Source organism: Alcaligenes nematophilus (assembly GCF_026344155.1).
GTDB lineage: Bacteria > Pseudomonadota > Gammaproteobacteria > Burkholderiales > Burkholderiaceae_B > Alcaligenes > Alcaligenes phenolicus.
In genome coordinates, this window is record NZ_JAPKMZ010000003.1 from 249,101 (window position 1) to 275,122 (window position 26,022).

General features: G+C 57.4%; 19 protein-coding genes and 1 tRNA gene. 19 read left to right on the forward strand and 1 reads right to left on the reverse strand.

Annotated features, from left to right (window positions below):
* Nucleotides 1-82: 82 nt before the first annotated feature.
* From OSH04_RS09860 to OSH04_RS09900, 9 genes are all read left to right on the forward strand, one after another.
* Nucleotides 83-796, forward strand: a complete 714-nt coding sequence (locus OSH04_RS09860; protein ID WP_266108367.1) for a Crp/Fnr family transcriptional regulator — start codon at nucleotides 83-85, stop codon at nucleotides 794-796.
* A gap of 87 nt (nucleotides 797-883) precedes the next feature.
* Nucleotides 884-1,558 carry a DUF1971 domain-containing protein gene (locus OSH04_RS09865; RefSeq protein WP_137430586.1) on the forward strand — a complete coding sequence of 225 codons (675 nt, stop codon included), beginning with the start codon at nucleotides 884-886 and terminating at the stop codon, nucleotides 1,556-1,558.
* 237 nt (nucleotides 1,559-1,795) lie between these two features.
* Nucleotides 1,796-4,870 (forward strand): formate dehydrogenase-N subunit alpha, encoded by a 3,075-nt coding sequence (fdnG, locus tag OSH04_RS09870; protein ID WP_143241241.1) that lies wholly within the window; start codon nucleotides 1,796-1,798, stop codon nucleotides 4,868-4,870.
* Between the two features lie 3 nt (nucleotides 4,871-4,873).
* Entirely contained in the window at nucleotides 4,874-5,791 is a 918-nt protein-coding gene (fdxH, locus tag OSH04_RS09875; RefSeq protein ID WP_021447214.1) for a formate dehydrogenase subunit beta, read from the forward strand.
* Nucleotides 5,784-6,437: a formate dehydrogenase subunit gamma gene (locus OSH04_RS09880; protein WP_009463457.1), complete on the forward strand. Its 654-nt coding sequence runs from the start codon at nucleotides 5,784-5,786 to the stop codon at nucleotides 6,435-6,437. The genes fdxH and OSH04_RS09880 overlap by 8 nt, the downstream gene beginning before the upstream one ends.
* A 77-nt stretch (nucleotides 6,438-6,514) precedes the next feature.
* Nucleotides 6,515-7,441, forward strand: coding sequence for a formate dehydrogenase accessory protein FdhE (gene fdhE, locus OSH04_RS09885; RefSeq protein WP_266108368.1), 927 nt, complete (start codon nucleotides 6,515-6,517; stop codon nucleotides 7,439-7,441).
* 87 nt (nucleotides 7,442-7,528) lie between these two features.
* Complete coding sequence (selA, locus tag OSH04_RS09890) at nucleotides 7,529-8,947, forward strand: L-seryl-tRNA(Sec) selenium transferase (RefSeq protein WP_266108475.1); 1,419 nt, start codon at nucleotides 7,529-7,531, stop codon at nucleotides 8,945-8,947.
* Nucleotides 8,944-10,863, forward strand: a complete 1,920-nt coding sequence (gene selB / locus OSH04_RS09895) for a selenocysteine-specific translation elongation factor (protein ID WP_266108369.1) — start codon at nucleotides 8,944-8,946, stop codon at nucleotides 10,861-10,863. The genes selA and selB overlap by 4 nt, the downstream gene beginning before the upstream one ends.
* A gap of 87 nt (nucleotides 10,864-10,950) precedes the next feature.
* Nucleotides 10,951-11,046 (forward strand) — tRNA-Sec (locus tag OSH04_RS09900).
* Nucleotides 11,047-11,106: 60 nt separating this feature from the next.
* On the opposite strand, the gene OSH04_RS09905 is transcribed toward OSH04_RS09900, so the two are convergent.
* Complete coding sequence (locus tag OSH04_RS09905) at nucleotides 11,107-11,889, reverse strand: aldolase (RefSeq protein ID WP_266108370.1); 783 nt, start codon at nucleotides 11,887-11,889, stop codon at nucleotides 11,107-11,109.
* 702 nt (nucleotides 11,890-12,591) lie between these two features.
* Here OSH04_RS09905 and OSH04_RS09910 point away from each other — a divergent pair.
* The 10 genes from OSH04_RS09910 to OSH04_RS09955 all read left to right on the forward strand — a co-directional run bounded on the left by OSH04_RS09910 (nucleotide 12,592) and on the right by OSH04_RS09955 (nucleotide 26,016).
* A complete protein-coding gene (locus OSH04_RS09910; RefSeq protein ID WP_035270167.1) occupies nucleotides 12,592-14,565 on the forward strand; it encodes a ligand-gated channel protein in 1,974 nt (657 codons plus the stop codon).
* Nucleotides 14,566-14,740: 175 nt separating this feature from the next.
* The gene (locus OSH04_RS09915) at nucleotides 14,741-15,829 is read left to right on the forward strand and encodes a hypothetical protein (RefSeq protein ID WP_266108371.1); all 1,089 of its coding nucleotides are present in this window, start codon (nucleotides 14,741-14,743) and stop codon (nucleotides 15,827-15,829) included.
* 69 nt (nucleotides 15,830-15,898) lie between these two features.
* The gene (gene selD / locus OSH04_RS09920) at nucleotides 15,899-16,933 is read left to right on the forward strand and encodes a selenide, water dikinase SelD (RefSeq protein WP_266108372.1); all 1,035 of its coding nucleotides are present in this window, start codon (nucleotides 15,899-15,901) and stop codon (nucleotides 16,931-16,933) included.
* Nucleotides 16,933-18,027: a tRNA 2-selenouridine(34) synthase MnmH gene (gene mnmH, locus OSH04_RS09925; RefSeq protein ID WP_266108373.1), complete on the forward strand. Its 1,095-nt coding sequence runs from the start codon at nucleotides 16,933-16,935 to the stop codon at nucleotides 18,025-18,027. Before selD ends, mnmH begins: the two co-directional genes overlap by 1 nt.
* A 171-nt stretch (nucleotides 18,028-18,198) precedes the next feature.
* Complete coding sequence (locus OSH04_RS09930) at nucleotides 18,199-20,460, forward strand: NosR/NirI family protein (RefSeq protein ID WP_266108374.1); 2,262 nt, start codon at nucleotides 18,199-18,201, stop codon at nucleotides 20,458-20,460.
* 62 nt (nucleotides 20,461-20,522) lie between these two features.
* Nucleotides 20,523-22,427 carry a TAT-dependent nitrous-oxide reductase gene (gene nosZ / locus OSH04_RS09935; RefSeq protein WP_021447219.1) on the forward strand — a complete coding sequence of 635 codons (1,905 nt, stop codon included), beginning with the start codon at nucleotides 20,523-20,525 and terminating at the stop codon, nucleotides 22,425-22,427.
* 7 nt (nucleotides 22,428-22,434) lie between these two features.
* Nucleotides 22,435-23,775, forward strand: a complete 1,341-nt coding sequence (locus OSH04_RS09940) for a nitrous oxide reductase family maturation protein NosD (protein ID WP_266108375.1) — start codon at nucleotides 22,435-22,437, stop codon at nucleotides 23,773-23,775.
* Nucleotides 23,759-24,670, forward strand: coding sequence for an ABC transporter ATP-binding protein (locus OSH04_RS09945; protein WP_266108376.1), 912 nt, complete (start codon nucleotides 23,759-23,761; stop codon nucleotides 24,668-24,670). The genes OSH04_RS09940 and OSH04_RS09945 overlap by 17 nt, the downstream gene beginning before the upstream one ends.
* Before the next feature lie 3 nt (nucleotides 24,671-24,673).
* On the forward strand, nucleotides 24,674-25,504 hold the full coding sequence (locus OSH04_RS09950) for an ABC transporter permease (RefSeq protein ID WP_009463485.1): 831 nt from the start codon (nucleotides 24,674-24,676) through the stop codon (nucleotides 25,502-25,504).
* On the forward strand, nucleotides 25,501-26,016 hold the full coding sequence (locus OSH04_RS09955) for a nitrous oxide reductase accessory protein NosL (RefSeq protein ID WP_266108377.1): 516 nt from the start codon (nucleotides 25,501-25,503) through the stop codon (nucleotides 26,014-26,016). Before OSH04_RS09950 ends, OSH04_RS09955 begins: the two co-directional genes overlap by 4 nt.
* The last annotated feature ends 6 nt before the right edge of the window (nucleotides 26,017-26,022 follow it).

Here is a 26,022-nt window from a genome sequence, read left to right on the forward strand (position 1 = left end):
TTGATAGATATATGGCATGAAGATTTGTATAATGAGAACTATTATCAAATGGGAATTCTCCCATCTTCATCCCAGCCCCCCAATGACAAAAGTCAACATGCCCGGCTCGTGTCCAGCTTTGTTTGAATTGCTGGCTCGCCACCGTCTCCTGCAAGGTTTGCCCATCGAGGTCATCCAGCATTTGTGCCGTGACGCTTTGGCTCAAAACGCCAGCGCCGGACAAATTCTGTTCAATGAAGGCGACGAGGCCCGCTATTGCTTGCTGGTAGACACTGGTCAGGTAGAAATCCTGCGCTACAGCCAAAATGGCGACGAACGTGTTTTCAATGTTTTCGAGCCCGGCCAATTGGTGGCGGAAGCCGCCATGTTCATGCCGCATGGACGCTACCCCATGTGCGCTCGCGCCAAGGGAACCGTGCGCGTCTACAAACTCTCGCGCAGCAGCCTGCAAGAAGCCTGCCGCCGCTGGCCCGAACTGGCCATGAACATGATGGCGGGCCTGAGCAGCGCCTTGTATGCACAAGTCAATAAAGTGGACTGGATTTCAGCCAGCTCGGCCGCCGAGCGTTTGGCGAACTACTTGCTCAATCTGCAAGCCCGCCAAGGGGAAAAAATCCAGTTACCCTTGAACCAACGGCAACTGGCCGCCCATCTGGGTATACGGGCAGAGACCTTGAGCCGATTGTTCACCGACTGGCAGGCGCGTGGTTACGTCAGTGGCAAGCGCAGCGATTGGCAGGTACATGACCAGGCCCACCTGCGCCGCTTGGCCAGTCCAGCCCAACGCTCTTTTTAAGCGATCGACGCACTCATGACTTTTGTCATTTGAGTACTTTTCAAGCAGACCGAGAATGCCGACTTTTAGCTTCTCTGCTTGATACTCATGACACACTTGCCGCCGCAGGCCGCTTACACCGAAGCCGACATTCGCCAATTGGTGACCCAGTTCTACGCCCAGGTTCGGCAAGATGCGCAGCTAGGCCCGATTTTTGAACACAATGTGCAGGACTGGGACGAGCATCTGGATATGCTGTGCGATTTCTGGTCGGCCATTTTGCTGGGCACACGCCGCTTCAAAGGGGCCCCGATTGCACGCCATGCCGCCCTGCCCGAGTTATCCTGGCCCTTGTTTGAGCGTTGGCTGGAAATTTTCCACCAAACCACGGCCACGCTGGGCAAACCCACCCTGCAACAAAAGGCAGACGCTATGGCAGACCGCATTGCCGCCAAACTTTGGCAGACCTATCAGGCGCAAAGCAATCAAACGCGCCTGCCTGACACCCTGCCTGAAGGGCTGGAGCGCTACAGCCAATCCCCGGTTTTCACGCCGGACAATTTGCCCGAGGCCTTGCGCCGTGCCCACAACACCAAAGTTGGCACCTGGGGCCTGCTGCGTGTTCAAACCGGCGTGCTGCGCTTTGCTCTGGATCAGGAGCCTTTTACTGAAGTGGTGCTGACAGCCGGACAATGTGTGGCGATTGAGCCCCAAGTTCTGCATCACGTGGAGTTCGAACTGCCCGGCAGCTTTCAGATCGAATTCTTCAAACAAGCCCGCTAAATTGAAAAAATCCCTTGCAAATAGTAGGTGAATACCCGCATCACCGACTACACTTGCGGCTCCGGCGTGAAAACCTCAATAGAATCAAGATTGTCCTTGATCAATTAGACACGCCCTCTTGGCAGTAGCCCATAAGTTCAACGCTTATACTGTTCAACTATAAAACAGGGGCAGAGCTCACAAGGCGCCTCCCCTGACGATTTCAAACACGAAAACACAATCCTATTGGAGAGCCGCATGGTGAACATGAATCGGCGTCAGTTCTTCAAAGTGACGGGGGCCTCGCTGGCCAGTTCCAGCATGGTCTTGCTGGGCGCTGCGCCCACCCCCGCCATGGCGGAAGTCAGGCAGTACAAACTGACCCGCATGACAGAGACGCGCAATACCTGTCCTTACTGTTCCGTAGCCTGTGGGGTGCTGCTGTACTCCCGTGGTGACGGCGCCATGAATGCCGAACCCAGCGTGGTTCACATTGAAGGCGATGCCGACCACCCCGTGAACCGCGGCACACTCTGTCCCAAGGGCGCAGGCTTGGTGGATTTCATCAAGAGCCCCAACCGACTCAAATACCCTGAATACCGTGCCGCTGGCTCGGACAAGTGGGAACGCATCTCCTGGGAAGACGCTTTCACGCGTATTGCCAAGCTGATGAAAGAAGACCGCGACGCCAACTTCCAGACCACCGCTGAAGACGGCACCGTCGTCAACCGTTGGCTGACCACCGGCATGCTGGCTGCTTCGGCAAGTAGTAACGAAGTGGGCTATGTCACCCATAAAGTCATCCGCAGCATGGGTGTACTGGCGTTCGATAACCAAGCACGTGTCTGACACGGCCCGACGGTGGCAGGTCTTGCCCCGACGTTTGGCCGTGGAGCGATGACGAACCATTGGGTCGACATCAAGAACGCGGATATTGTGCTGATTATGGGCGGCAACGCAGCCGAGGCGCACCCCTGTGGTTTCAAATGGGTGACCGAGGCCAAAGCACACAACAATGCAAAACTGATCGTTGTGGATCCACGCTTTACGCGTTCGGCATCCGTAGCGGACTTTTACGCGCCTATACGTACCGGTAGTGACATCACCTTCCTGGGTGGCGTCATCAAATACCTGCTGGACAACGACAAGATCCAGCACGAATACGTGCGCAACTACACCGATATGCCCTTTATCGTGCGCGAAGACTTTGACTTCGAGCAGGGGCTGTATTCGGGCTACAACGAAGAAAAACGCAGCTACGACAAGTCCTCCTGGGACTACGAGCTGGGCGAGGACGGCTACGTCAAGACGGACCCCACCTTGCAACACCCACGCTCGGTCTACCAACTGCTGCGCAAGCACTACGAGCGCTACACGCCCGAGATGGTGGAACGCGTCTGTGGCACGCCCAAGGACAAGTTCCTGAAAGTCTGTGAAATGCTGGCCTCGACCGCTGAACCGGGTCGCGCGGGCACCATCCTGTATGCGCTGGGCTGGACGCAACACAGTATTGGTTCGCAGATCATCCGTACCGGCGCCATGGTCCAGCTGCTGCTGGGCAATATTGGTATTGCCGGCGGTGGCATGAACGCGCTGCGCGGACACTCCAACATTCAGGGTCTGACTGACCTGGGTTTGATGTCCAACCTGCTGCCCGGCTATCTGACTTTGCCCAACCAGGCCGAGAAAGAGTTTGACGGCTACATCGGCGCACGTGCCCAACAGCCGCTACGCCCCAACCAGCTAAGCTACTGGCGCAACTACAAGAAGTTCCACGTCAGCCTGATGAAAGCCTGGTTTGGTGATGCCGCCCAGGCCGAGAACAACTGGGCCTACGACTATCTGCCCAAGCTGGACAAGCTCTACGACATGCTGCAAGTGTTCGAGCTGATGGACGAAGGCAAGATGACGGGCTACATCTGTCAGGGCTTTAACCCCCTGGCGGCGGCACCGTACAAGGCCAAGCTGCTGCGTGGTTTCTCCAAGCTCAAGTACATGGTCATCATGGACCCGCTGGTTACGGAAACGTCAGAGTTCTGGAAGAACTATGGCGAGCACAATGATGTCGATTCCGCTTCCATCCAGACCGAAGTCTTCCGTCTGCCCACCACCTGTTTCGCCGAGGAAGAAGGCGCACTGGTGAACTCGGGCCGCTGGTTGCAATGGCACTGGAAGGCCGCCAACCCTCCGGGCGAGGCCAAGAGCGACATTGAGATCATGAGCACGCTGTTCACGCGTATTCGCTCGCTGTACCAGAAAGAAGGCGGTGCCTTCCCTGATCCGATCCTGAACCTGTCCTGGCCCTACTCCAACCCGGATGATCCAACCGCCGCTGAACTGGCCAAGGAATACTCGGGCCGCGCACTGGTGGATCTGCATGATCCCAAGGATCCGACGAAGATCACGCGTAAGGCAGGCGAGCAGCTGGATGGCTTTGCCGAATTGCGCGACGACGGCACCACGCTAAGCGGTTGCTGGATCTATGCCGGTGCCTGGACGCAGCAAGGCAACCTGATGGCTCGCCGCGACAATAGTGATCCAACCGGAATCGGCCAGACGCTGAACTGGGCCTGGGCCTGGCCAGCAAACCGCCGCGTGCTCTACAACCGTGCTTCCTGTGACCTGACCGGCAAACCCTTTGACCCACGCCGCAGCCTGGTTCACTGGGATGGCAAGCGCTGGGGTGGTGCGGATGTCCCTGACTACAAAGCCGATGAAAATCCGGCTGATGGCATGGGCCCGTTCATCATGAACCCCGAAGGTGTCGCCCGTTTCTTTGCCCGTAAAGGCATGGCAGAAGGCCCCTTCCCCGAGCACTACGAGCCCTTTGAAAGCCCCTTGAGCTACAACCCGCTCAGTCCTGACGAGCCACGTGCCATGACCAACCCGGCAGCGCGTATCTTCAAGGACGACCTGGCGGCCATGGGTACGGTAGACAAGTTCCCCTATGTGGGCACGACCTACCGCCTGACCGAGCACTTCCACTACTGGACCAAGCACGTGAAGCTGAACGCCATCGTGCAGCCCGAACAGTTTGTGGAAATTGGCGAGGAGCTGGCCAAGGAAGTGGGCATTGTGCAAGGTGACCGCGTCAAGGTGTCCTCCAACCGTGGCTATATCAAGGCCGTGGCGGTGGTGACCAAGCGCATCAAGGCCCTGAACGTGGATGGCAAGGTTGTCCACCAAGTGGGTATCCCGCTGCACTGGGGATTTGTGGGTCTGGCCCGACCTGGTTTCCTGATCAATGCGCTGACCCCGCCGGTAGGCGATGGCAACTCGCAAACGCCGGAGACCAAGGCCTTCCTGGTTCAACTTGAAAAGGTTAAGGAGTAAGCCATGGCCTTGCAATCACTTGATATCAAACGGCGCTCCGCAACCACCACCCCATCGCCCAGCGTGCGCGAGCCCGTGGGCGGGGAAGTGGCCAAGCTGATCGACACCAGTAAATGCATTGGCTGTAAGGCCTGTCAGGTCGCCTGCATGGAATGGAACGATACGCGCGACGAAATCGGTCACAACGTCGGGGTGTATGACAACCCGGCCGACCTGACCGACAAGTCCTGGACCATCATGCGTTTTGCGGAGTATGAAAACCCCGCTGGCGATCTGGAATGGCTGATTCGCAAAGACGGCTGCATGCACTGCGAGGATCCGGGCTGCCTGAAGGCCTGTCCCTCGCCAGGCGCCATCGTGCAGTACACCAACGGCATTGTGGATTTCCACGAGGAAAACTGCATTGGCTGCGGCTACTGCGTTACCGGCTGTCCTTTCGATGTGCCCCGCATTTCGGAAAAGGACAAGAAAGCCTACAAGTGCACCTTGTGTTCGGACCGTGTGGCGGTCGGACAGGAACCGGCCTGTGCCAAGACCTGTCCTACCGGCGCGATTGTGTTCGGTACCAAAGAAGACATGCAGCACCACGCTGCAGAGCGTATCGAAGACCTGAAATCGCGCGGCTTTGAAAACGCAGGTTTGTACGACCCGGCTGGAGTGGGTGGCACCCACGTCATGTACGTGCTGCACCACGCCGACAAGCCCGAGCTGTACAGCGACCTGCCCAAGGACCCGCAAATCAGTCCGATGGTCTCGCTCTGGAAGGGAGTGGCCAAGCCGCTGGGGGTTGCTGCCATGGCACTGACCGCCCTGATTGGTTTCTTCCACTACATCCGAACCGGTCCTAACGAGACCGACGAGGAAGACGAGCGCCGCGCCGACGAGGACGCACGCAAGATCCAGGAGGCTCACCATGACTGATCACAACCGCAAGGGCTTGATTCAGCGCTACACCACCAGTCAGCGCATTAATCACTGGATCATTGCCATGAGCTTTGTGCTGCTGGCCTTGTCCGGGCTGGCGCTGTTTCATCCGTCAATGTTCTGGCTGACCAACCTGTTTGGCGGCGGTCCGTGGACACGCATTCTGCACCCGTTCATTGGTGTGGTGATGTTTGTGTGCTTTTTCCTGTTTGCGGCCCGCATGGTACGGCACAATATGTTCTCCAAGGGTGACGCAGCCTGGCTGCGTCACTTCAAGGACGTGCTGAACGCCAAGGACGAGCGTATCCCCGAAGTAGGCCGCTATAACGCCGGGCAAAAAATCCTGTTTTTTGCTTTGGTGATCTTCATGATCGGCCTGCTGGCAACCGGTGTGGTGATGTGGCGCGAATACTTTTCCGCCTTCTTCCCCATCTGGGCTATCCGTCTGGCCTCCGTGCTGCACGCGGTCTGCGCCCTGCTGATGATTTGCGCGATTATCGTGCACATCTACGCCGGTATCTGGGTAAAAGGTTCGGTCAAAGCCATGACCCGCGGTACGGTTACCCGTGCCTGGGCCTGGAAGCACCACCGCGCCTGGTTCCGTGAAGAAATGGAAAAAGGTCCCAGCCGTCCTGCCGAATAAGCGGGGCTCTGGTACATAAGCAACCCGGCTGCCATGCACCATTTCGGGCATGGCAGCCTTGTTTTCAGGAGTCTGTCTTGCAACGCATCCTTCCGCGCGGCGAAATCGAAAGTCTGGACCACACCTCCATCCCCCGACTGCGCCTGCCTGTGCGAGCCAGCGTCTTTGCTGACCGGGCAGCACGTCTGCGCCAATTGGCTGACGGCAATCCCGTTGGTGCCTACCTGCTCTTGCTGGCACATCTGGTTGATGGACAGCACAAACAACTCAATGCCCTGCCCCCGGCTGAACTGCCCGCTGATATGCTGGAAACAGCACAAAGACACGGTATGCCGCCCCTGCTGGCATCGGGCTGGAAGCGTGATCCGCAGTGGCTCAGCATTTTGAGCAGCCTGCTCAATCACATGATCAACACTTCGGACGTGCCTGCAGCCGCCCAAGAGGTCTGTCAGGGCCTGCTAAAGAAAGCCGAGTCTGACCCACAACAACTGGAAGATCTGGCTGACGCCATTCTGGCCGAGCAATTGCCTGAGCAAGACGGTGCCGCAGCACCTTTTGTCATGGCCGCCTTGCAGGTTTACTGGACGCATCTGGCCTGCTCGCTGACCGAGGGCCAACTGTCTGTAACCAGCCCCTTTGGAGTATGCCCATCATGTGGCAGCCTGCCCGTATCCAGCGTAGTGCGTGTGGGTGGTCGTGAAGATGGCTGCCGCTATATGTGCTGCCCGCGCTGCAGCGTGGAATGGCATCTGGTGCGTGTCACCTGCTCGCATTGCGAAAGCACCAAAAGCGTGGCGTATCACGCCATTGAAGATGGCCCGGAAGGCATCAAGGCCGAGTCCTGCGACAACTGCCATACCTACCGCAAAATCTTCTATCAGGAAAAGCAGCTGGGCATTGACCCGGTGGCGGACGACCTGGCCAGCCTGGCTTTGGACGTTCTGATGGGTGAAGAAGGCTATTCCCGCGCCAGCGGCAATCCACTTCTTTGGCACCAGTCTTAAGCTAAGATTCCCCTACGCCTTGCTGCCCCGAGCACAAGGCGTAGCTGACGGACCCTGCCCATAGACTCAAACGCCTGCCTTTGAATGATGAGCCCTACGCCTGAACTCTCCCCCGCCCACATCCCTTCCCTGGATCGCTTGCTGCGCTCGCCAGAGTTCGAGCCCTTGCTAAGCCAGTTCGGCCACACACGCCTGAGTCAACGCACTCGTGCCCATTTGCAGGCACTGCGGGAGGCCGTGTTGAAGGGAGCACTAAGCCCTCAGGATCTGGAGCCCGCTCAGCTTGCCAAAGCACTGCAATCACAACTGCAGGAAGAATCCCGCTTGCAGCTACGCCCGGTCTTCAATCTGACCGGCACCGTACTGCACACCAATCTTGGGCGTGCGATGCTGCCGGATGAAGCCATACAGGCTGTTGTCCAGGCCATGCGCTCGCCCGCCAATCTGGAATTTGATCTGGAAACCGGTGGCCGAGGCGACCGCGATGACTTGATCAACCCCTTACTCTGCGAACTGACTGGCGCTGAAGCGGCTACAGTCGTCAACAATAATGCGGCCGCCGTGCTGCTGATGCTCAGCACCCTGAGCCCCCGCCGCGAAACCGTGGTGTCACGTGGCGAGCTGGTTGAAATTGGCGGAGCCTTTCGTATTCCCGACATCATGAAGCGTGCCGGTGCTCGCCTGCATGAAGTAGGCACCACCAACCGTACCCACGCAGCTGATTACGAAACCGCCATCAACGAGCGCACCGCCATGTTGATGAAGGTGCATTGCAGCAACTACGCCGTCAAAGGCTTCACCAAAAGCGTTTCAGTCGAAGAAGTTGCACAGATAGCCAAAAAACACGGCCTGCCCACCAGCGTGGATCTGGGCAGCGGCACCTTGGTGGACCTGAGCCAATGGGGCCTGCCGCCTGAACCCACCGTGCGCGAGACCATCGAAGCCGGTGCCGATATCGTGACCTTCAGCGGCGACAAGCTGCTGGGTGGCCCCCAGGCCGGTCTGATCGTAGGCCGTGCAGACCTGATCGCCAAGATCAAGAAAAACCCGCTCAAACGCGCTCTGCGCGTAGGCAAAATCACCTTGGCCGCACTGGAACCTGTGCTGGCCTTGTACCGTTCGCCAGAGCGCCTGCCCGAGCACCTGACCACCTTACGTCTGCTGACTCGACCTTCGGCTGAAATGCGTGCCCAAGCACTACGTTTGGCCCCTGTCTTGCAGCAATGGGTGGGGACACAATTTGCAGTCGAACCCACTGCCATGCTAAGCCAGATCGGCAGCGGTGCGTTGCCCGAAGACGTACTGCCCAGCTTTGGACTGCGCTTTGCCTACAAAGGCACAGGCCGTCCGGGCCGCCATCTGACTCAACTGGAAAAACGCCTGCGCACTTTGCCCCAGCCCGTCATCGGGCGCATTGCGCAAGATGCCTTTTGGCTGGACTTGCGCTGCCTGGAAGAGCCCTTTGAGGCCGCCTTCAGCGCACAACTGATTCCCGAGCAAGCATGATTGTTGGCACCGCAGGACATATCGATCACGGCAAAACCACCTTGATCCGCGCCTTGACTGGCGTGGATACCGATCGTCTGGAAGAGGAAAAAAAGCGCGGCATCTCCATCCAGCTGGGCTATGCCTATACGCCTTTGCCCGACGGACAGATCCTGGGCTTTATTGATGTGCCCGGTCACGAACGTCTGGTGCACACCATGGTCGCGGGTGCGACCGGCATTGATTTTGGCCTGCTGATCGTGGCCGCAGATGACGGCGTCATGCCGCAAACCCGCGAGCATCTGGCCGTACTGCAATTGCTGGGTTTGCAGGCGGGAGCTATCGTCCTGAGCAAGGCGGATCGCGCTGATGCTGCCAGAATTGAATCCGTCAAAGCCGAGCTGCAAGCACTCGTCCAAGGAAGCTTTCTGGACAATGCCCCCATCTTCGTTGTTGATGCCCTGTCCGCCGACAAACCCGGCCTGGAAGCACTGCGCCAACATCTGCACGCACAGGCCATGCAATCCACCAAGCAGGATGGCAACGGCTATTTCCGCCTGGCCATTGACCGCGTTTTCACCTTGCAAGGTCACGGCACCGTCGTGACCGGCACCGTGCACGATGGCGTGTTGGATCTTGATGGCCCGGCGATGGACTTGCGCCTGATGCCACGCGGTACACCCGTACGAGTGCGCAGCATTCACGCCCAGAATCAGGCATCACGCCAGGCCCGTGCCGGCCAGCGTTGTGCCCTGAACCTGGGCGGAATTGATGTACAGGATATCGAGCGTGGCGACTGGCTGGCCGACGCCCGCTGCTTCACCCCCTCCACACGTATCGATGTGGAACTGAGCCTGCTGGACAAAGATATTCCCGCCCTACGTACCTGGTCGCCCTGGCATGTCCACATGGGAGCTGCTCACCTGACGGCCCATGCCGTGCCTTTGGATGGCGAGTCCTTGCAGCCCGGCCAGACCGGCAAGGTCCAGTTGGTCTTTGACCGCCCGATCTGCACCATGACGGGCGAGCGCTTTATTTTGCGCAATGCCCAGGCCAGCGAAACGGTCGGCGGCGGGATTGTGCTGGACCCGAACGCACCGGACCGCAAACGACGCTCTGCGACGCGCCTGGCTTGGCTGGACGCCTTGGCGCAATGGACGCGCGGCGGACCGTTGGAGAGCCTGCTGGCCCAAGCGCCTTACGGTCTGGACGAAGCAACGCTGCTGCGTCTGTCAGGAGGATCTCAACAAGGCTTGAGCGCCCCCGCCAATGCCCGCTGGCACACCGGATCTCGCCCACAAAGTCAGCCTATCTTGTTGAGCGATGCACGCCTGGAAGCGCTGTGTCAGCACATAGAAAGCGTGATGCTGCAGTTCCACGAGCGCAATCCGGACGAGCCGGGCCTGTCCAACAGCCGCTTGCGACGCATGGCCGTCCCCACCATGCCCGACGCAATCTGGCAGCTCCTGACCGAATATCTGCTGGCAGAACAGCGCCTGGCCCGACAAGGAGCCTGGCTGCATACACCAGGCCACCGCGTCACTCTGAGCGCCGAAGACCAAGCTTTAGCCACCGCCCTGCTGCCCCTGATCGAGGCAGGCCGCTTCGACCCTCCATGGACACGCGATCTGGCCAAAGAAACCGAAACCCCGGAAGACCAGACCCGCAACGTACTGCGCCGACTGGTACGCCAGGGGGAGCTATTTCAGATCGTGCATGACCTGTTCTATCACCGCCGCCAAACCGCGGTGCTAGCCAATATCGTCAAGGAGCTGCACAGCGGCCAAGGCGTCAGCGCCGCGCAGTTCCGGGACGCAACGGGACTGGGCCGCAAACGGGCCATTCAGATTCTGGAGTTCTTTGATCGCGTCGGCTATACACGACGTGTGCGTGATCGCCATGTATTACGAGGTGAAGCCTGGGCAGCGGCGGACTGAGCCCGGAGCTTCATGCGGGAACCAGAGCAGGCAACGCCCTGATCGTTGAAGCGTCATCGGCCCTAACGTATGATAGGGCCTCTTGAAGGAAAGCATCCGTGCCCGGTGGCACGGCCGGGCTTCAAACCCGGTTGGGGGCGTCAGACGTTCCCAGGTAGGTTCGACTCCTGCTGCTTTCCGCCACCGACCTCTGGGCCAAAGCACTGCTCCAAGCTGACTCGCCCCCAAACAGCCCCCATCTTTTTACTCGAGCGCATCGACATGATGCTTCAACGCCTTGCGCACGTAATATTCAAACCCGATCTCGGACCGGCGAGGGCGCAAAATCCAGTCGTGTGCCTCGCGCCCCAACTCCGGCAATATGGGTTTGATCTTTCCGGCTGACATGGCCAGCAACTGCATCCGCGCGGTACGCTCGAACTGCAGGGCAAGCACACAGGCCTCCTCAACAGAGCTGGCCGCAATCAACATGCCATGATGCGCCAGCAAGATCGCCCGCTTATCACCCAGGGCCCGGGAAATAATCTGCCCTTCCTCATTGCCTACAGGCACACCAGGCCAGTCCTTCAGAAAAGCGCAATCCTCGTACAGCGTGCAGTTATCCATATGGGACACCTCCAGGGGCACGCCCAGCATGGATAAGGACGCGACATGCAGAGGATGGGTATGAATAATGCAATTGACATCAGGACGCGCACGATACACCCAGGAATGAAAACGGTTGGCAGGGTTGGGCATGCCCTGACCTTCCAGAACCGTCAGATCTTCATCCACCAGCAAGATATTGGACACGCTGATTTCATCAAACCCTAGCCCTAACTGCTGGGTGAAATACGTACCTTCCTGCTCGCCCCGCGCCGTAATCTGCCCCGCCAAGCCCGAATCATGACCACCATCAAACAGGATGCGACAGGTCAGAGCCAGCTTTTCTCTAACACTACGTTTCGGAACCTGAAACTGAGCCTGCATCTGCTCCTGGGCGCGGGTGATCAACGTTGATTTGGACAAATCCATCGTCGTAGTCATGAGTATTCCTTGTGAACAGCCTGGAGCATCAAAAGGCACAGAGCCTCATGCCTAAACAGGGCTCCTGCGCTATTGAAAAGAAGTCGCTTCAGTGATGGCGACCCTGGCCCAGGCCAAGAACTGCTGTGAAGGCTGATACAGCATTAGCCGTATCCGTAAGATGAAGAATGTGTTGTTTGGAATTGTTCTGAACTACATCTTCAAGCAAGCATGTTTCCTTTAAAGTCCAATCCTGTCAATCAGGAAACAGAATTTCCTCAGAGCTCATACACCATCAAACCTTTACCAAGCCCTTAACGCCCACCGAGTGGCAGCGACATCCTCAAACACTGGCTGCAGAAGCCCGATACGACACATTTCAGCGCCAAGCAATGCCAAAACTCCTAAGTTAAACGGCTAGCCACCTAAACGTCCGCCCCCCCCCGCTTACCAAGTAATACCCAGGATCTTCTAACCTTCCAGACGAATACCACACCCCCAACACTCTGACTTTGTTCCCGCTTCTCCCGTTGAAGTTACAGTTATGTTGCAATTCAACCACGTGTTTAGCAATTATTCTCATTTTTACCCTCGATTCAGCGTTTTATTTTTGCTTTGGAAATGAGAATAGGTATCATTAATTTCGCTGTACGGGGAACACGGCCATCAAGAGCAAAGCAACCGCAGCACACGCTAAAAACAGACACAAATTGGAAGTCGTCAATGAAATCTCTATTTACCGTAAAGCGCTTGCCGCTCGTTCTGGCAAGCGTTTTTGCTGCCAGTGGTGCAGTTGCTCAAGAAAGCACCCCCGTTCAACTCAGCCCTGTTGTCGTTACCGCTTCGGGCTTCGAACAAGACATTAAAGAAGCTCCTGCGTCGATTACCGTCATTACCCGCGATGAACTGGAAAACAAGTTCTACCGCGATGCCTACGACGCCCTGCAAGATGTACCCGGCGTTATTGTGACTGGCGGCGGCGACCGTCGCGACATCACCATTCGCGGCATGAGCTCCAAGTACACCTTGATCCTGATCGACGGCAAACGCCAAAGCTCGACAGAAACCCGCACCAACTCGGACTCCTCCGGTGTGGAAGGCGGCTGGACCCCTCCCCTGTCCGAAATTGAGCGTATCGAGGTCGTACGCGGACCTATGTCCTCGCTGTATGGCTCCGACGCCATGGGCGGTGTGATCAACATCATTACCCGCAAAGTGCCCAAGGAATGGGGCGGCTCCATTCGCCTGGATAGCACCTTGCAGTCGCACAGCCGCTCGGGCGATATTTTCCAAGGCAATTTCATGCTGGGTGGCCCGATCAAGGATGGCGTGCTGGGCTTGCAGATCTATGGTCAGCAAACCAATCGTAAAGAAGACGATATTTATGAAGGCTATCGTAAACGTGAGTCCTTTGAGGTCGGTGCCAAACTGAGCCTGACTCCTTCCGAGAATCACAGCTTTGTCTTGGAAGGTAGTACAAAACGGCAAAAGTACACTTCTACGCTGGACAAAACTGTTAATCCGAATGGACCTAATTGCGCCAGATACGGTTGTGACACATCCGAAACCGATTACCGCGGTGAAAAGGTTTCCTTGACTCACAACGGCAACTGGGGCTTTGCCACTTCCGATACCTACGTGCAGCAGGAAGACTTCAACAACAAATCGCGTGACATGCGCATCAAGAATACTGATGCACGTACAGCATGGGTTGCTCCTTTGGGGGATCACCTACTGACAGTTGGTGCCTCCTACCAGCACCAGAAGCTGAATGATGAAACCGGTAACCAGCTTACTACCGGCATCAGCCGTATCAAACGCACCCAGTGGGCGCTATTCATGGAAGACGAGTGGAGCCTGACCAACAGCTTCGCCCTGACCGGCGGCCTGCGCTACGACCACGACGAGAACTTCGGCAAACACTTCAGTCCACGTATCTATGGCGTGTGGTCTGCCACAGACAACTGGACTATCAAAGGCGGTGTATCCACCGGCTTCCGTGCACCTGACCTGCGTCAAACCATCCCTGGTTGGGGCCAAGTCAGCCGTGGTGGCAATATGTACGGTAACCCTGACCTGAAGCCAGAAAAATCGCTGTCGCAAGAACTCGGCGTCATGTATGACACCCTAGAGGGTTTCTCCGCTGGCGTGACCCTGTTCAACAACGATTTCAAGGACAAGATCACTCGCGTTGCATGCCCGACCACTAAATGTACCGATGGTCCCAACCAATTTGGCTCCAACCCAACTACCTACGAAAACGTTGACAAGGCAGTCACTCGCGGTCTTGAAACCAACTTCACGTGGGATCTGGCCAAGGACTGGACCTTGAAAGCCAACTACACCTACACACACTCCAGGCAAAAGAGTGGCCCCAACGAAGGTCAACCTCTGAATCAGTTGCCCAAGCACATGGCTAATGTCAGTCTGGACTGGCGTCCGAGCGAGAAAATTAGCACCTGGGCTCGTGTGAACTACCGGGGCAAAGAAAGCGACCCAGTTTCCTCCGCTTCGTCTTCGTCTTTCGTAGCTCCTTCGTACACATTTGTAGACTTGGGCGGCACCTACAAACTGAACAAGAATGTCGACTTATACGCAGGTATCTACAACGTTCTGGACAAACAAATTCGCTACGAAGATTATGAATATGTTGAAGATGGCCGCCGTTACTGGCTGGGCGTAGGCTTGCGCTTCTAAGCACCTTCATCCACTTCAAATGGCCGACGCCTCGCGTGCCGGCCATTTTTATTTCTCCACTGCATTCGTCTACCTCACCCGACCGATAAGCTCTTCCTTCAGCCATAACAGCGCTAGACTAAAGCCTGGTTGGCCAGCGTTCTGGCCATAGAATCACCTCATTCGGGAGCTGATCTTGTCGTCCACCGAGTCTGATCTCGCGATCTACGCCGGGCCTCGTGCTTATCGTCATATTCAAAGCAAGGGCTTGCATGCCAAGGACATCAGCACGCTGATTGGCAGCGCGGGTGGGCCCAAGGCTTTGGCGCTAACCGGGCTGGATCAGTATTTGTTTGGCGACTGGCTCAACACGCATGATGAGCCGCTATGGTTGTTTGGCAGCTCCATCGCTTCCTGGCGCTTTGCCTGTGCGGCCCAGAGCGATCCGCACAAAGCCTTTGCGGACTTTGCGCAGCTTTATATACACAGCCCCTTTCTGCCCAAATCCACGGTAGCGGACATTACCCGGTCTACCCAGACCATGCTGAAAACCTTGCTGGGGGACGCCGACTCACAGGCTGCGATTCTGAAGCATCCACGCTATCGCTTCGCCATTACCGTGGCACGCAGCAAGGGCTGGGCGGGTTCCCGCAACCCCAAACAGCTTGGTGCAGCCCTGCTCAGCTGCATGGTCGGCAATTATGTGCACTCTGCTATCCCGCATTGGTTCTTTGAGCGGGTTATCGTGCACGACACCCGCAGCCCCTTGCCCATTCACGGCAGACATCAAGACCTGGCTCGCTACGCCGCACTGGATCAGCACAATCTGTTCGAGACCCTGGCCGCCAGCACCGCTATTCCACTCGTGATTGACGGTGTGAATGCCGCCCATAACTGGCCTGCCGGTCTATACCGGGATGGAGGCCTAGTCGACTACAACTTCTGCGCTCTGGATCTGGATAGCCCAGGCTTGACCTTGTTTCCGCATTTCACTCAAAAGATCAGCGCCAGCTGGTTCGACAAATACCTGCCCCGTTGGCAAAAGGCTCGCCGCCGTCACAACCTGGACAATCTGATTTTGCTGTGCCCGACCGAACGTTTCTATCGGCGTCTAAAAGACCGCAAAATCCCCGATCGTTCCGACTACAAGCGTCTGCCCGACGCAGACCGGCGTATTGCCTGGCAAAACTCCGTCGAACAAAGCCAGCGACTGGGCGAGCAATTTGCACAGTGGGTGGCCGCCGACCAACTGGCCCAGCGTGTTCGACCTCTGCCCTTTCCGTAGCAAAAGCCTGCAGAGCATAGGGGCAATTTAGTATCATTTCATCTTCAACCTCTTTCTTGGTACGCGCTCATGGATACTCCCATTCGTCTGACCCAATACAGTCATGGAGCCGGTTGCGGCTGCAAGATTTCCCCCAAAGTATTGGACATAATCCTGGCGGGAAGCGGAGCCCAGAATGTGGACCCGAACCTGTGGGTAGGCAATACATCACGTGATGATGCGGCTGTGTACGGTTTGAATGAGGAAACAGGCGTCGTCTCGACCACCGACTTTTTCATGCCCATCGTGGACGATCCGTATGACTTTGGGCGCATTGCTGCGACCAACGCCATCAGCGATATCTACGCCATGGGTGGTAAACCGATCATGGCCATCGCCATTTTGGGCTGGCCCATCAATGTCCTGTCCCCTGAAGTTGCCCGCGAGGTCGTGCGTGGTGGGCGTGCGGCTTGCGATGCCGCTGGCATCACCCTGGCCGGTGGTCACTCCATTGATGCCCCCGAGCCTATTTTTGGTCTGGCTGTAACGGGCGTAGTTGATAAAGGCCAGTTAAAACGCAACGACACCGCAACTGAAGGCTGCCAGCTCTATCTGACCAAGCCTTTGGGTATTGGCGTGCTGACCACGGCCGAGAAAAAAGCCAAGCTTCGTCCTGAAGATCAAAACCTGGCCCGCGACTGGATGTGCACGCTCAACAAGCCCGGCAACCGCTTTGCACAACTGCCCGGTGTTAAAGCCATGACCGATGTGACTGGCTTTGGCCTGCTGGGCCACCTGATCGAAATGGCTGATGGCAGCGGCCTGACCGCCCGTCTGAATCTGGACCGTGTGCCCCTGTTGCCCGGCATTGAATACTACCTGCAAGAAGGCTGTGTGCCCGGCGGCACGCAACGCAACTTCGACAGCTACGGCCATCGCATCGCTCCTATCAGCCAGGATCAGATCAACATTCTGTGCGACCCACAAACCAGCGGCGGTTTGCTGATCGCCGTAGAGCCTGCTGCCACTGCCGAGTTTCTGGCAACAGCACAAGAACTGGGCCTGCCCCTGGAAGCCATCGGGGAATTCATCCCCGCCAAAACCCACGCCGTCGAAATCGCTTGATGCGTCCTGATACCCACCACTACCGCGAGCTGTTCCTGAACGATGTGCCTTTGATGGACGCTCGCGCTCCCATCGAATTCAGTAAAGGCGCCTTTCCCGGCGCATTGAACCTGCCACTGATGAACGACGAGGAGCGTCACCTGGTGGGGATCTGCTACAAGCAACATGGCCAGGATGCCGCCATTGCCTTGGGTAACAAGCTGGTCAGTGGCCAGCTCAAGCAAGCTCGCCTGCAGGCCTGGGCGAAATTTACGCAAGACCACCCCGACGGCTACCTGTATTGCTTTCGAGGCGGTCTGCGCAGCCAGATCACACAAACCTGGCTGCGCGAAGAGGCAGGCATTCCCTATCCCCGCGTAGTGGGCGGCTACAAGGCTATGCGTGGCTTTTTGCTGAATAATCTGGAACAAACCGTCGGCAACGCCCGTTTTCAGGTTCTGGGCGGCATGACGGGTACTGGCAAAACCGATGTCCTGCAGCAGCTTGATAACAGTCTGGACCTGGAAGGCTACGCACATCATCGTGGCTCCAGCTTTGGCAAACACGCCACCAGCCAGCCCAGCCAGATCGACTTCGAGCACAGGCTATCGATCGCCATGCTCAAAAAGACGGCCCAAGGGCACCAGCGCTTCGTCCTGGAAGATGAAAGCCAAACCATAGGCCGTTGCAGCCTGCCACTGGGCCTGTACCGGGGGATGCAGCAGTGGTCCATCATCTGGCTGGAAGATAGCCTGGAAAACCGCATTACGCGCATCGTGCGCGATTATGTCCAGAACCTGCACGCGGAGTACATTGCCCAGCACGACCCGCAAACAGGCTTTGCCCTCTTTGCCGAACAACTGCGTCAAAGCCTGGCCCGCATTACCAAGCGCCTGGGCCATCAACGCTACCAGCAGCTGGCCGCCATCATGGACGAGGCCTTGCAGGAGCAGGAGCGCTGCGGCGCGCTGGAGGGTCACCGGGACTGGATCGGTGGTTTGCTGACGCAATACTACGACCCCATGTACGCCTATCAACGCGAACAAAAAGCGGAACGGATCATTTTTCAGGGTGATGCCGACGCGGTCCTGAATTATTTGCGTCAACAAGACTGAACCTCATCTAAAGCCCGGCCAGCAAAGCCTGCCACCATTCCTCACAGATCAAGGACAGACTGACGCCGACCCACATCCACTCTTGTCAGAATCTGTCCTTGCTCTGACACAAAGAGTAAACAAAGGGTAACCCCTACCATCTCGCAAGAATCTTGTTGCAGGTGGTAAGAAATGACGTCCCTCAATCGCGTTGCCCGGCATGTTCAGTTCCGTATTATCTGGCTCCTGCTTTTTGTACTGGCAGCCTGTCTGATCAGTCCTCCGGCACACTCCAGTTCACGCATTGCCCATTTCCTGCCGGACATTGCCCTTAACGAGATCTTTCCCACCGCCACCCACACCAGCGAGCCCGCAGGCACTTTGCCTGTTGCCAAGGTCTTTAAGGATCAGGAACAGCTAGGGTATGTGTATGTGACGACCGACATCGTCAACACCCGTGGTTACTCCAGCTTCCCCATCGACACCCTGGTCGCCATGAGCATGGATGGCAGCATCGTCGCTGCCAAACTGTTGGAACACCATGAACCCATTGTCTTGATTGGCATCCCCGAGTCGCGAGTAGAGGCCTTCATTCAAGGCTATGTGGGTCAGAACTACATCAAGAACCGTCCCAAACCCGGCGCACCACCACCTGTCGACATTATCAGTGGCGCCACCGTGACCTTGATGGTGGTCGGTGACAGCATCATGCGCTCTTCGCAACTGGTGGCCCGGCAAGAAGGCATAGGCCAGCCTGCCGCCCCCGCCACAGCACCGGCTGCAGTCAAACGCAGCATAGACAGCAGCAATCAAACCATTGCAAGCTGGGATGAATTGCTCCAAAGCGGTGCCATCCAACGCCTGCACGTCAGCGTGGCCGACATCAACCAGGCCTTCATCGACAGTGGCCGTACAGAAGCCGCCGCCCATCCCCAGGAAGGCGACCCACAAGACACTTTTATTGATCTGTACGCCGCGCTGGTCAGCGTACCCAGCATTGGAAAAAGCTTGCTGGGCGAATCTGACTACACGTACCTGCAGCAAGAGCTGAAACCCGGTCAGCAAGCCATGTTGGTCGTCGGGAACGGGTTGTACTCCTTCAAAGGGTCAGGCTATGTACGCGGCGGGATTTTTGACCGTATCGAGATCGTCCAGGATCTGGACAGCTTTCACTTCACCGATCTGGACCACCAGCGTCTGCCCGGCGTGAAAGCTGCCAATGCCCCTGACTTCAAAGAAGCCGCCCTGTTCAAAATTCCGGCTACTGCTACCTTTGATCCGGTCCAGCCCTGGCGGCTCCAACTGCTGGTTCAGCGCGTGCTGAGCGTCAAGGACAAAGCCTTTGTAACGCTGAACCTGAATTACCAGCTTCCTGACGCCTATTTGACAGCGCCCCCTCCAGCAGCCGTTGCAGCGGTCCCCGATACCGCAGCGCAAGATGACCTGGAAACCGCCGGCGAGCCTTTGTACAAGCAAATCTGGGCGGGCAAAAAAGTGCAGATTGCCGTGCTACTGCTGTCCTTGCTGACCTTGGGTGGAGTCTTCTTCTTTCAGGACACGCTAACCAAGCACGAAGTGTTCTACCAGCGCTTTCGCATCGGCTTTCTGCTGTTCTCCCTGGTCTGGATTGGCTGGTACGCCTCGGCCCAGTTGTCCGTGGTGAACGTACTGACTTTCTCCCACGCACTGCGCACCGATTTCCGCTGGGAGTACTTCCTGATGGATCCGCTGGTCTTCATTCTGTGGATCGCCACCGCCATCTCCCTGATCTTCTGGAATCGAGGTGCCTTCTGTGGCTGGCTCTGCCCCTTTGGAGCATTGCAAGAACTAGCCAACAAGCTGGCCCGCTTCCTGCACATTCCGCAAATCAAGGTAGCCTACAGCGCCCATAAGCGCCTGGTGTCCATCAAATACGTGATCTTCATTCTGCTGTTTGGCTTTGCCCTGTACGACATGGCCGTGGCGGAAAAGATGGCCGAAGTCGAACCCTTCAAGACCGCCATCATCCTGAAATTCATCCGCGACTGGCCCTTCACCATCTTTGCCGTCTTGCTGCTGATTGCCAGCCTGTTTATCGAGCGCTTTTACTGCCGCTACCTCTGTGCCCTGGGCGCTGCCCTGGCTATCCCCGCCCGCTTGCGCATCTTTGACTGGCTGCGTCGCTACCCCATGTGTGGCAACCCCTGTCAGCGCTGTGCAACCGACTGCCCCGTCCAAGCCATCGAGCCAGAAGGCCCGATCAACCCCAACGAGTGCATCCAGTGCCTGAACTGCCAGATGCTGTATCACCACGAGAAAAAATGCCCGCACCTGATTCAAAAGATCGCCAAGCGCAAGCGAGATAAACCGGCCCCCGTCGCCGTTGCCAGCTCGCTGCAAGACGATGCTGCTGCCCGCCCTACCGTGCGTCCACGCAGCGTAGACAGTACCGATTCCACGCCAGCCACGCCGTGAGACGGCTGGGCGCGCCCCAGCGCCAAGTCGGTCACGTCATCACACAAAAGGAAGATCACACCATGTCCGAGAACACACAGGATAAACACGGCTTGAGTCGCCGCGCCTTTCTGGGCACCGCCGCCTTGTCAGGTGCCGCAGTCGTCAGCGCCACCCATATTGGCAATGCCCTGGCCGATACGAAAAAAGCACCGGACGGGCAAAATGCCCACATTGAGCCGGGTGAACTGGACCAGTACTACGCCTTCAACTCCGGCGGTCAGTCCGGCGAAATCCGCATCATGGGCCTGCCCTCCATGCGCGAGCTGATGCGCATCCCGATTTTCAACATTTGCAGCGCGACGGGCTGGGGCATTACCAACGAAAGCCGCCAGATCATGCGCGCCAACCTGACGCCTGAAACCCTGGCCTTTGCTGACTCCCTGGGCGGTATCCTGCCTAACGGCGATGCCCACCACCCCCATATGTCCTTTACCGACGGGACTTACGACGGGCGCTTCATCTACATCAATGACAAGGCCAATAACCGCGTGGCTCGCGTGCGTTGCGATGTCATGAAGTGCGACAAGATCATCGAGATCCCCAATGCCGACGGCATCCACGGCCTGCGCCCCCAACGTTATCCCCGCACCGGCTATGTGTTCTGCAACGGCGAACACATCGTTCCCCTGCCCAATAACGGCACCATCTTCGGCAACCCCAAAGAGAACTACTTCTCCGTCTTTACCGCCATTGATGGCGACACCATGGAAATTGCCTGGCAGGTGATCGTGGATGGCAACCTGGACAACTGCGACGCCGACTACCAGGGCAAGTACGCCTTCTCCACCTGCTACAACTCTGAAAAGGGGCTGGACGTCGGCGAGATGAGCGCCAACGAGCAGGACTGGGCCGTGGTGTTCAACCTGAAGGCCATTGAAGACGGCGTCAAGAAAGGCGACTTCAAAGAGATGCAGGGCGTCAAAGTGCTGGATGGCCGCAAAGGGTCGCGCTACACCCGCTACATTCCTGTGCCCAACTCCCCGCACGGTTGCAATGCCAGCCCCGATGGCATCCACGTGGTGTTTAACGGCAAGCTCTCGCCCACCGTCACCATGATTGACGTGCGCCGCCTGGACGACTTGTTTGCCGACAAGATCAAACCGCGCGACTGCGTAGTGGCAGAGCCTCAACTGGGTCTTGGCCCACTGCACACGGCCTATGACGGCCGCGGCAATGCCTACACCACGCTGTTTATCGACAGCCAGATCGTGAAGTGGAATATGGCCAAAGCCATTGAGGCTTACCAGGGCAAGGACGTAGACCCCATCATCCAGAAGCTGGACGTGCACTACCAGCCCGGCCACAACCACACCACCATGGGCGAGACCAAAGAGGCCGATGGTAAATGGCTGGTCTCGCTGAACAAGTTCTCCAAAGACCGTTTCCTGAACGTAGGCCCGCTCAAACCAGAAAACGATCAACTGATCGACATTTCGGGCGACGTCATGAAGCTGGTTCACGATGGCCCAAGCTTTGCCGAACCACACGACATGCTGCTGGTTGCAGCTGACAAAGTACGACCCAAGCGCGTCTGGACTCGCGACGACCCATGGTGGGACGGCGCACGGAAAATGGCTGAAAAAGACGGCGTCACCCTGGAGGGTGCGTCCAAAGTCATTCGGGATGGCAACAAGGTGCGGGTCTACATGACCGCAGTAGCACCCGTATTCTCCGTACCCAGCTTTGAGGTCAATCAGGGCGATGAGGTCACTGTCGTGGTCACCAATATGGAGATGATCGAGGACTTGACCCACGGCTTTACCTTGTCCGGCTACGGCGTGGCCATGGAAATTGGACCGCAGCAAACCAGCTCGGTCACCTTCACGGCTTCGCGCCCCGGTGTGCATTGGTACTACTGCCAGTGGTTCTGCCACGCACTGCACATGGAAATGTCCGGTCAGATGAACGTGAAACCCAAAGCCTGACGGTGACATGAAGCCTTTCTGCCTGCTCCCTACCCGTGCACGATGCCTCAGCCCAGCTCTGGTGCTGAGGCTGGCCTTCAAGCCGCTTACGGTCCTGGCCCTGGCGGCCAGTGGCCTGATGGCTCAAGCGGCCACCATTGAGGTGTCTGCCGATACCGCGCTACAAGCCGCCATCGATGCCGCCCAAGCTGGCGACATCCTGATGCTGGCTCCCGGCACGTATCAGGGCAACATCATCGTGAACAAGCCCTTGACGCTTCAAGGCCCCAGCAACCGGCAAGCCGTGTTGCTGGGCGAACGTGAAGGCCGCACGGTGTGGGTGCAGGCGGAAGATGTGCAGATACGTCAGATTACCGTGCGTAATTCCGGCTTGAGCCTGCCGGATATGGATGCAGGCATATTCCTGGATAAACCCGCCCATAACGCCCTGATTGAAAACAACGACATCCTCGACAATCTGGTGGGGGTGTATGTCTGGGGGCCCCATAACGCGCTGGTGCAAAACAACACCATCGTAGGCAATAAAGAGCTGCGCCTGAACGAACGCGGCAATGGCGTCACGCTGTGGAACTCCCCCGGCTCACGCATCTTGCACAACGATATTTCCTGGGGTCGCGACGGCATTTTTTCCAATACCAGCCGCGACAACGTCTTCAGCCATAACCGCTTTACCCAACTTCGCTATGCGGTGCACTACATGTACACCAATAACAGCGAGGTCAGCAGCAATGTTTCCATAGGCAATGACATTGCCTATGCCCTGATGTTTTCGCAGTTCCTGACAGTACGTGAAAACATCAGCATCAACAGCACACATCAGGGCTTGATGCTCAATGCCGCTCAGCAATCGACCATTACTGACAATATCGTGGACGGTGCCGAAAAAGGCGTCTTTCTCTACAACGCCAACTTCAACAAGATCTCCGGCAACCTGATTCAGAACACACAGATCGGGGTGCACTACACCGCCGGTTCCGAGGGCAATGAGATCACGGAAAACGCCTTCATCCAGAACCAGAATCAGGTGAAGTATGTGGGTACCCGCTACCTGGAGTGGTCCAGCAAGGACCGGGGCAATTACTGGAGCGATCACAGCGCCTTTGACCTGAACGGTGACGGCATTGGTGACACCGCTTATCGCCCCAATGGCCTGATTGAACAACTGGTGTGGCGAGCCCCTTCGGCCCGCGTGCTCTTGAACAGCCCCGCCGTTTCCATTGTGCGCTGGGCGCAAACCCAATTTCCTGCCATTTTGCCCGGCGGCATCATCGATAGCGCACCGCTGATGCGTGCGCCCGACAATCCCGTCTGGGAGCGCTACAAGGCCCATCATGACTCCATCCAATAACTGCACGGCCCCTGTCGCGCTGGCCAATGTCAGCAAGCTGTATGGCCAGCAGCGTGCCGCCAACGCGGTGAACTTCGAGCTTTACCCTGGTCAATGCACGGTACTGGCTGGCCACAATGGCGCAGGCAAAAGTACTGTCATCAAACTGATTCTGGGCCTGATCCGCGCCGACGAAGGCAAGGTCACGTTGCTGGATCATGACGCTGGTTCATCCCAGGCTGCCCGACTACGGGCCCATATCGGTTACTTGCCCGAAACCGTCGCCCTGCACCCCGCCTTGACCGGCACCGAAACACTGGCTTTTTACGCTCGTCTGAAAGGGCTGCCGACCAGTGACAACCAGGCCTTGCTGGCACGTGTCGGCATTGCACAAGCGGCTCACAAGCGCGTGGGCACCTATTCCAAAGGCATGCGCCAACGCTTGGCACTGGCTCAAACCCTATTGGGCAAACCTCGTGTGCTGTTACTGGATGAGCCCACCACTGGACTGGACCCAGCCTCCCGTCTGCTGTTCTACGAAATCGTCCAAGAACTGCGCGATGCCGGGGCCACCATCCTGCTCAGTACCCACGCTCTGGCGGAGATGGAACGTCTGGCAGACCGCATCATCGTGATGCAACAAGGACGCAAGATTGCCGATGGCACCTTGTCCGAATTGCGCCAACACGCTGGCTTGCCGGTACGTATTCGCCTGACCGTGGAACAAATCCCCGATTCTGTTCCACAGCACTGGAATGCCATCGGTGCCAATCGCCTGGAACGTCATTGCACCGAAGCCGAAAAAATCCAGATTCTGCGCGAAGCGCATGCCATTCAAGGATTAACCGACCTGGAGCTGGAATCCCCCGGTCTGGACGAGTTGTATGCGCATTTTTTGAAGCGCGAGGATTACTAAGCCATGAACCCTGTCCTGATCATCATCCAAAAGGAAGTGCGCGACGGATTGCGCAATCGTTGGGTACTGGCCGTCACCCTCTTGCTGGCCGCACTGGCTTTGTCCTTGGGTTTTCTGGGCAGCGCCCCCACCGGCAGCGTCAAGGTAGATCCTTTGACAGTCACGGTTGTCAGCCTGTCCAGCCTGTCTATTTTCCTGATCCCGCTAATAGCCATGCTGCTGTCCTACGACGCCATTGTGGGTGAAATAGAGCGCGGCACCATGTCCTTGCTGCTCAGTTACCCCGTCCATCGCTGGCAAGTTCTGGTTGGTAAATTCCTGGGCCATGCCCTGATCCTGAGCTTATCTACCGTGGTGGGCTACGGTTTGGCAGGCGTTACCTTGCAAGTGGCACATGGCGGCCTGGACTTCAGCGTCTGGACGCCCTTTCTGGCCATGATGGGTGCCAGCGTTCTGCTCGGCGCCAGCTTCCTGTCCATGGGCTATTTCATCAGCACCCTGGTCAGAGAGCGTGCCACTGCGGCCGGACTGGCCATCGGTATCTGGCTGTTTTTCGTGGTGATTTATGACATGGCTCTGCTGGGTATTCTGGTCGCTGACCAAGGTGCCATGATCACCGCTTCCTGGCTGAACATCATCCTGCTGTTCAACCCCACCGACGTGTACCGCCTGCTGAATCTGACCGGCTACGAGAATGTCGCCATGTTTGCTGGTATGGCCGGTTTAAGCGAACAGGCTCGTCTGCCCGCCAGTGTGTTGATGAGCGTTCTGCTGCTGTGGATCGCCGTGCCTTTTGGTCTGGCAAGCCTGGTATTCAAAAGAAAAGCACTATGAAAAAACTGCGCACTCTTCTGTTGCTGTGCCTGGGTCTGATACTGGCTGCCTGCGGCCAACCGGAACAGGTGCAAGCCCCGCCGCCTCCCGTCGTCCAGATCCCACAAACGGCTGTAGGCCACTACTGCGGCATGTACCTGTTCGAGCACCAAGGCCCCAAAGGGCAGATTCTTCTGCGCGAACGCGAAGCGCCGCTCTGGTTCACCACCATACGTGAGGTCTTTGCCTACACCATGCTGCCTGAAGAATCCAAAGCCATTGCCGCCACCTATGTGCAAGACATGGCCCAACGCAATCAGGACGGCCAGTTCCCCAACCAAGCCTGGATACCGGCACAAGATGCCTGGTATCTGATCTACAGCCGCTACACCGGTGGCATGGGCACCATCGATGCCCTGCCCTTTAGCCAGGAGCAGGCCGCCAAGGACTTCCAGCAGCAGCATGGCGGCCAAGTGGTTCGCTTTGCCGAGATGCCGGAGAACTACATCTTTGGTGCGGTCGCGCTGCCTTGAAACGCT

Coding starts and splice junctions, on each gene's coding strand:
- OSH04_RS09860 (WP_266108367.1), top strand. CDS start 83: ATGACAAAAGTCAACATGCCCGGCTCGTGTCCAGCTTTGTTTGAATTG.
- OSH04_RS09865 (WP_137430586.1), top strand. CDS start 884: ATGACACACTTGCCGCCGCAGGCCGCTTACACCGAAGCCGACATTCGC.
- fdxH (WP_021447214.1), top strand. CDS start 4,874: ATGGCCTTGCAATCACTTGATATCAAACGGCGCTCCGCAACCACCACC.
- OSH04_RS09880 (WP_009463457.1), top strand. CDS start 5,784: ATGACTGATCACAACCGCAAGGGCTTGATTCAGCGCTACACCACCAGT.
- selA (WP_266108475.1), top strand. CDS start 7,529: ATGAGCCCTACGCCTGAACTCTCCCCCGCCCACATCCCTTCCCTGGAT.
- selB (WP_266108369.1), top strand. CDS start 8,944: ATGATTGTTGGCACCGCAGGACATATCGATCACGGCAAAACCACCTTG.
- OSH04_RS09905 (WP_266108370.1), bottom strand. CDS start 11,889: ATGACTACGACGATGGATTTGTCCAAATCAACGTTGATCACCCGCGCC.
- OSH04_RS09910 (WP_035270167.1), top strand. CDS start 12,592: ATGAAATCTCTATTTACCGTAAAGCGCTTGCCGCTCGTTCTGGCAAGC.
- selD (WP_266108372.1), top strand. CDS start 15,899: ATGGATACTCCCATTCGTCTGACCCAATACAGTCATGGAGCCGGTTGC.
- mnmH (WP_266108373.1), top strand. CDS start 16,933: ATGCGTCCTGATACCCACCACTACCGCGAGCTGTTCCTGAACGATGTG.
- OSH04_RS09930 (WP_266108374.1), top strand. CDS start 18,199: ATGACGTCCCTCAATCGCGTTGCCCGGCATGTTCAGTTCCGTATTATC.
- nosZ (WP_021447219.1), top strand. CDS start 20,523: ATGTCCGAGAACACACAGGATAAACACGGCTTGAGTCGCCGCGCCTTT.
- OSH04_RS09940 (WP_266108375.1), top strand. CDS start 22,435: ATGAAGCCTTTCTGCCTGCTCCCTACCCGTGCACGATGCCTCAGCCCA.
- OSH04_RS09945 (WP_266108376.1), top strand. CDS start 23,759: ATGACTCCATCCAATAACTGCACGGCCCCTGTCGCGCTGGCCAATGTC.
- OSH04_RS09950 (WP_009463485.1), top strand. CDS start 24,674: ATGAACCCTGTCCTGATCATCATCCAAAAGGAAGTGCGCGACGGATTG.
- OSH04_RS09955 (WP_266108377.1), top strand. CDS start 25,501: ATGAAAAAACTGCGCACTCTTCTGTTGCTGTGCCTGGGTCTGATACTG.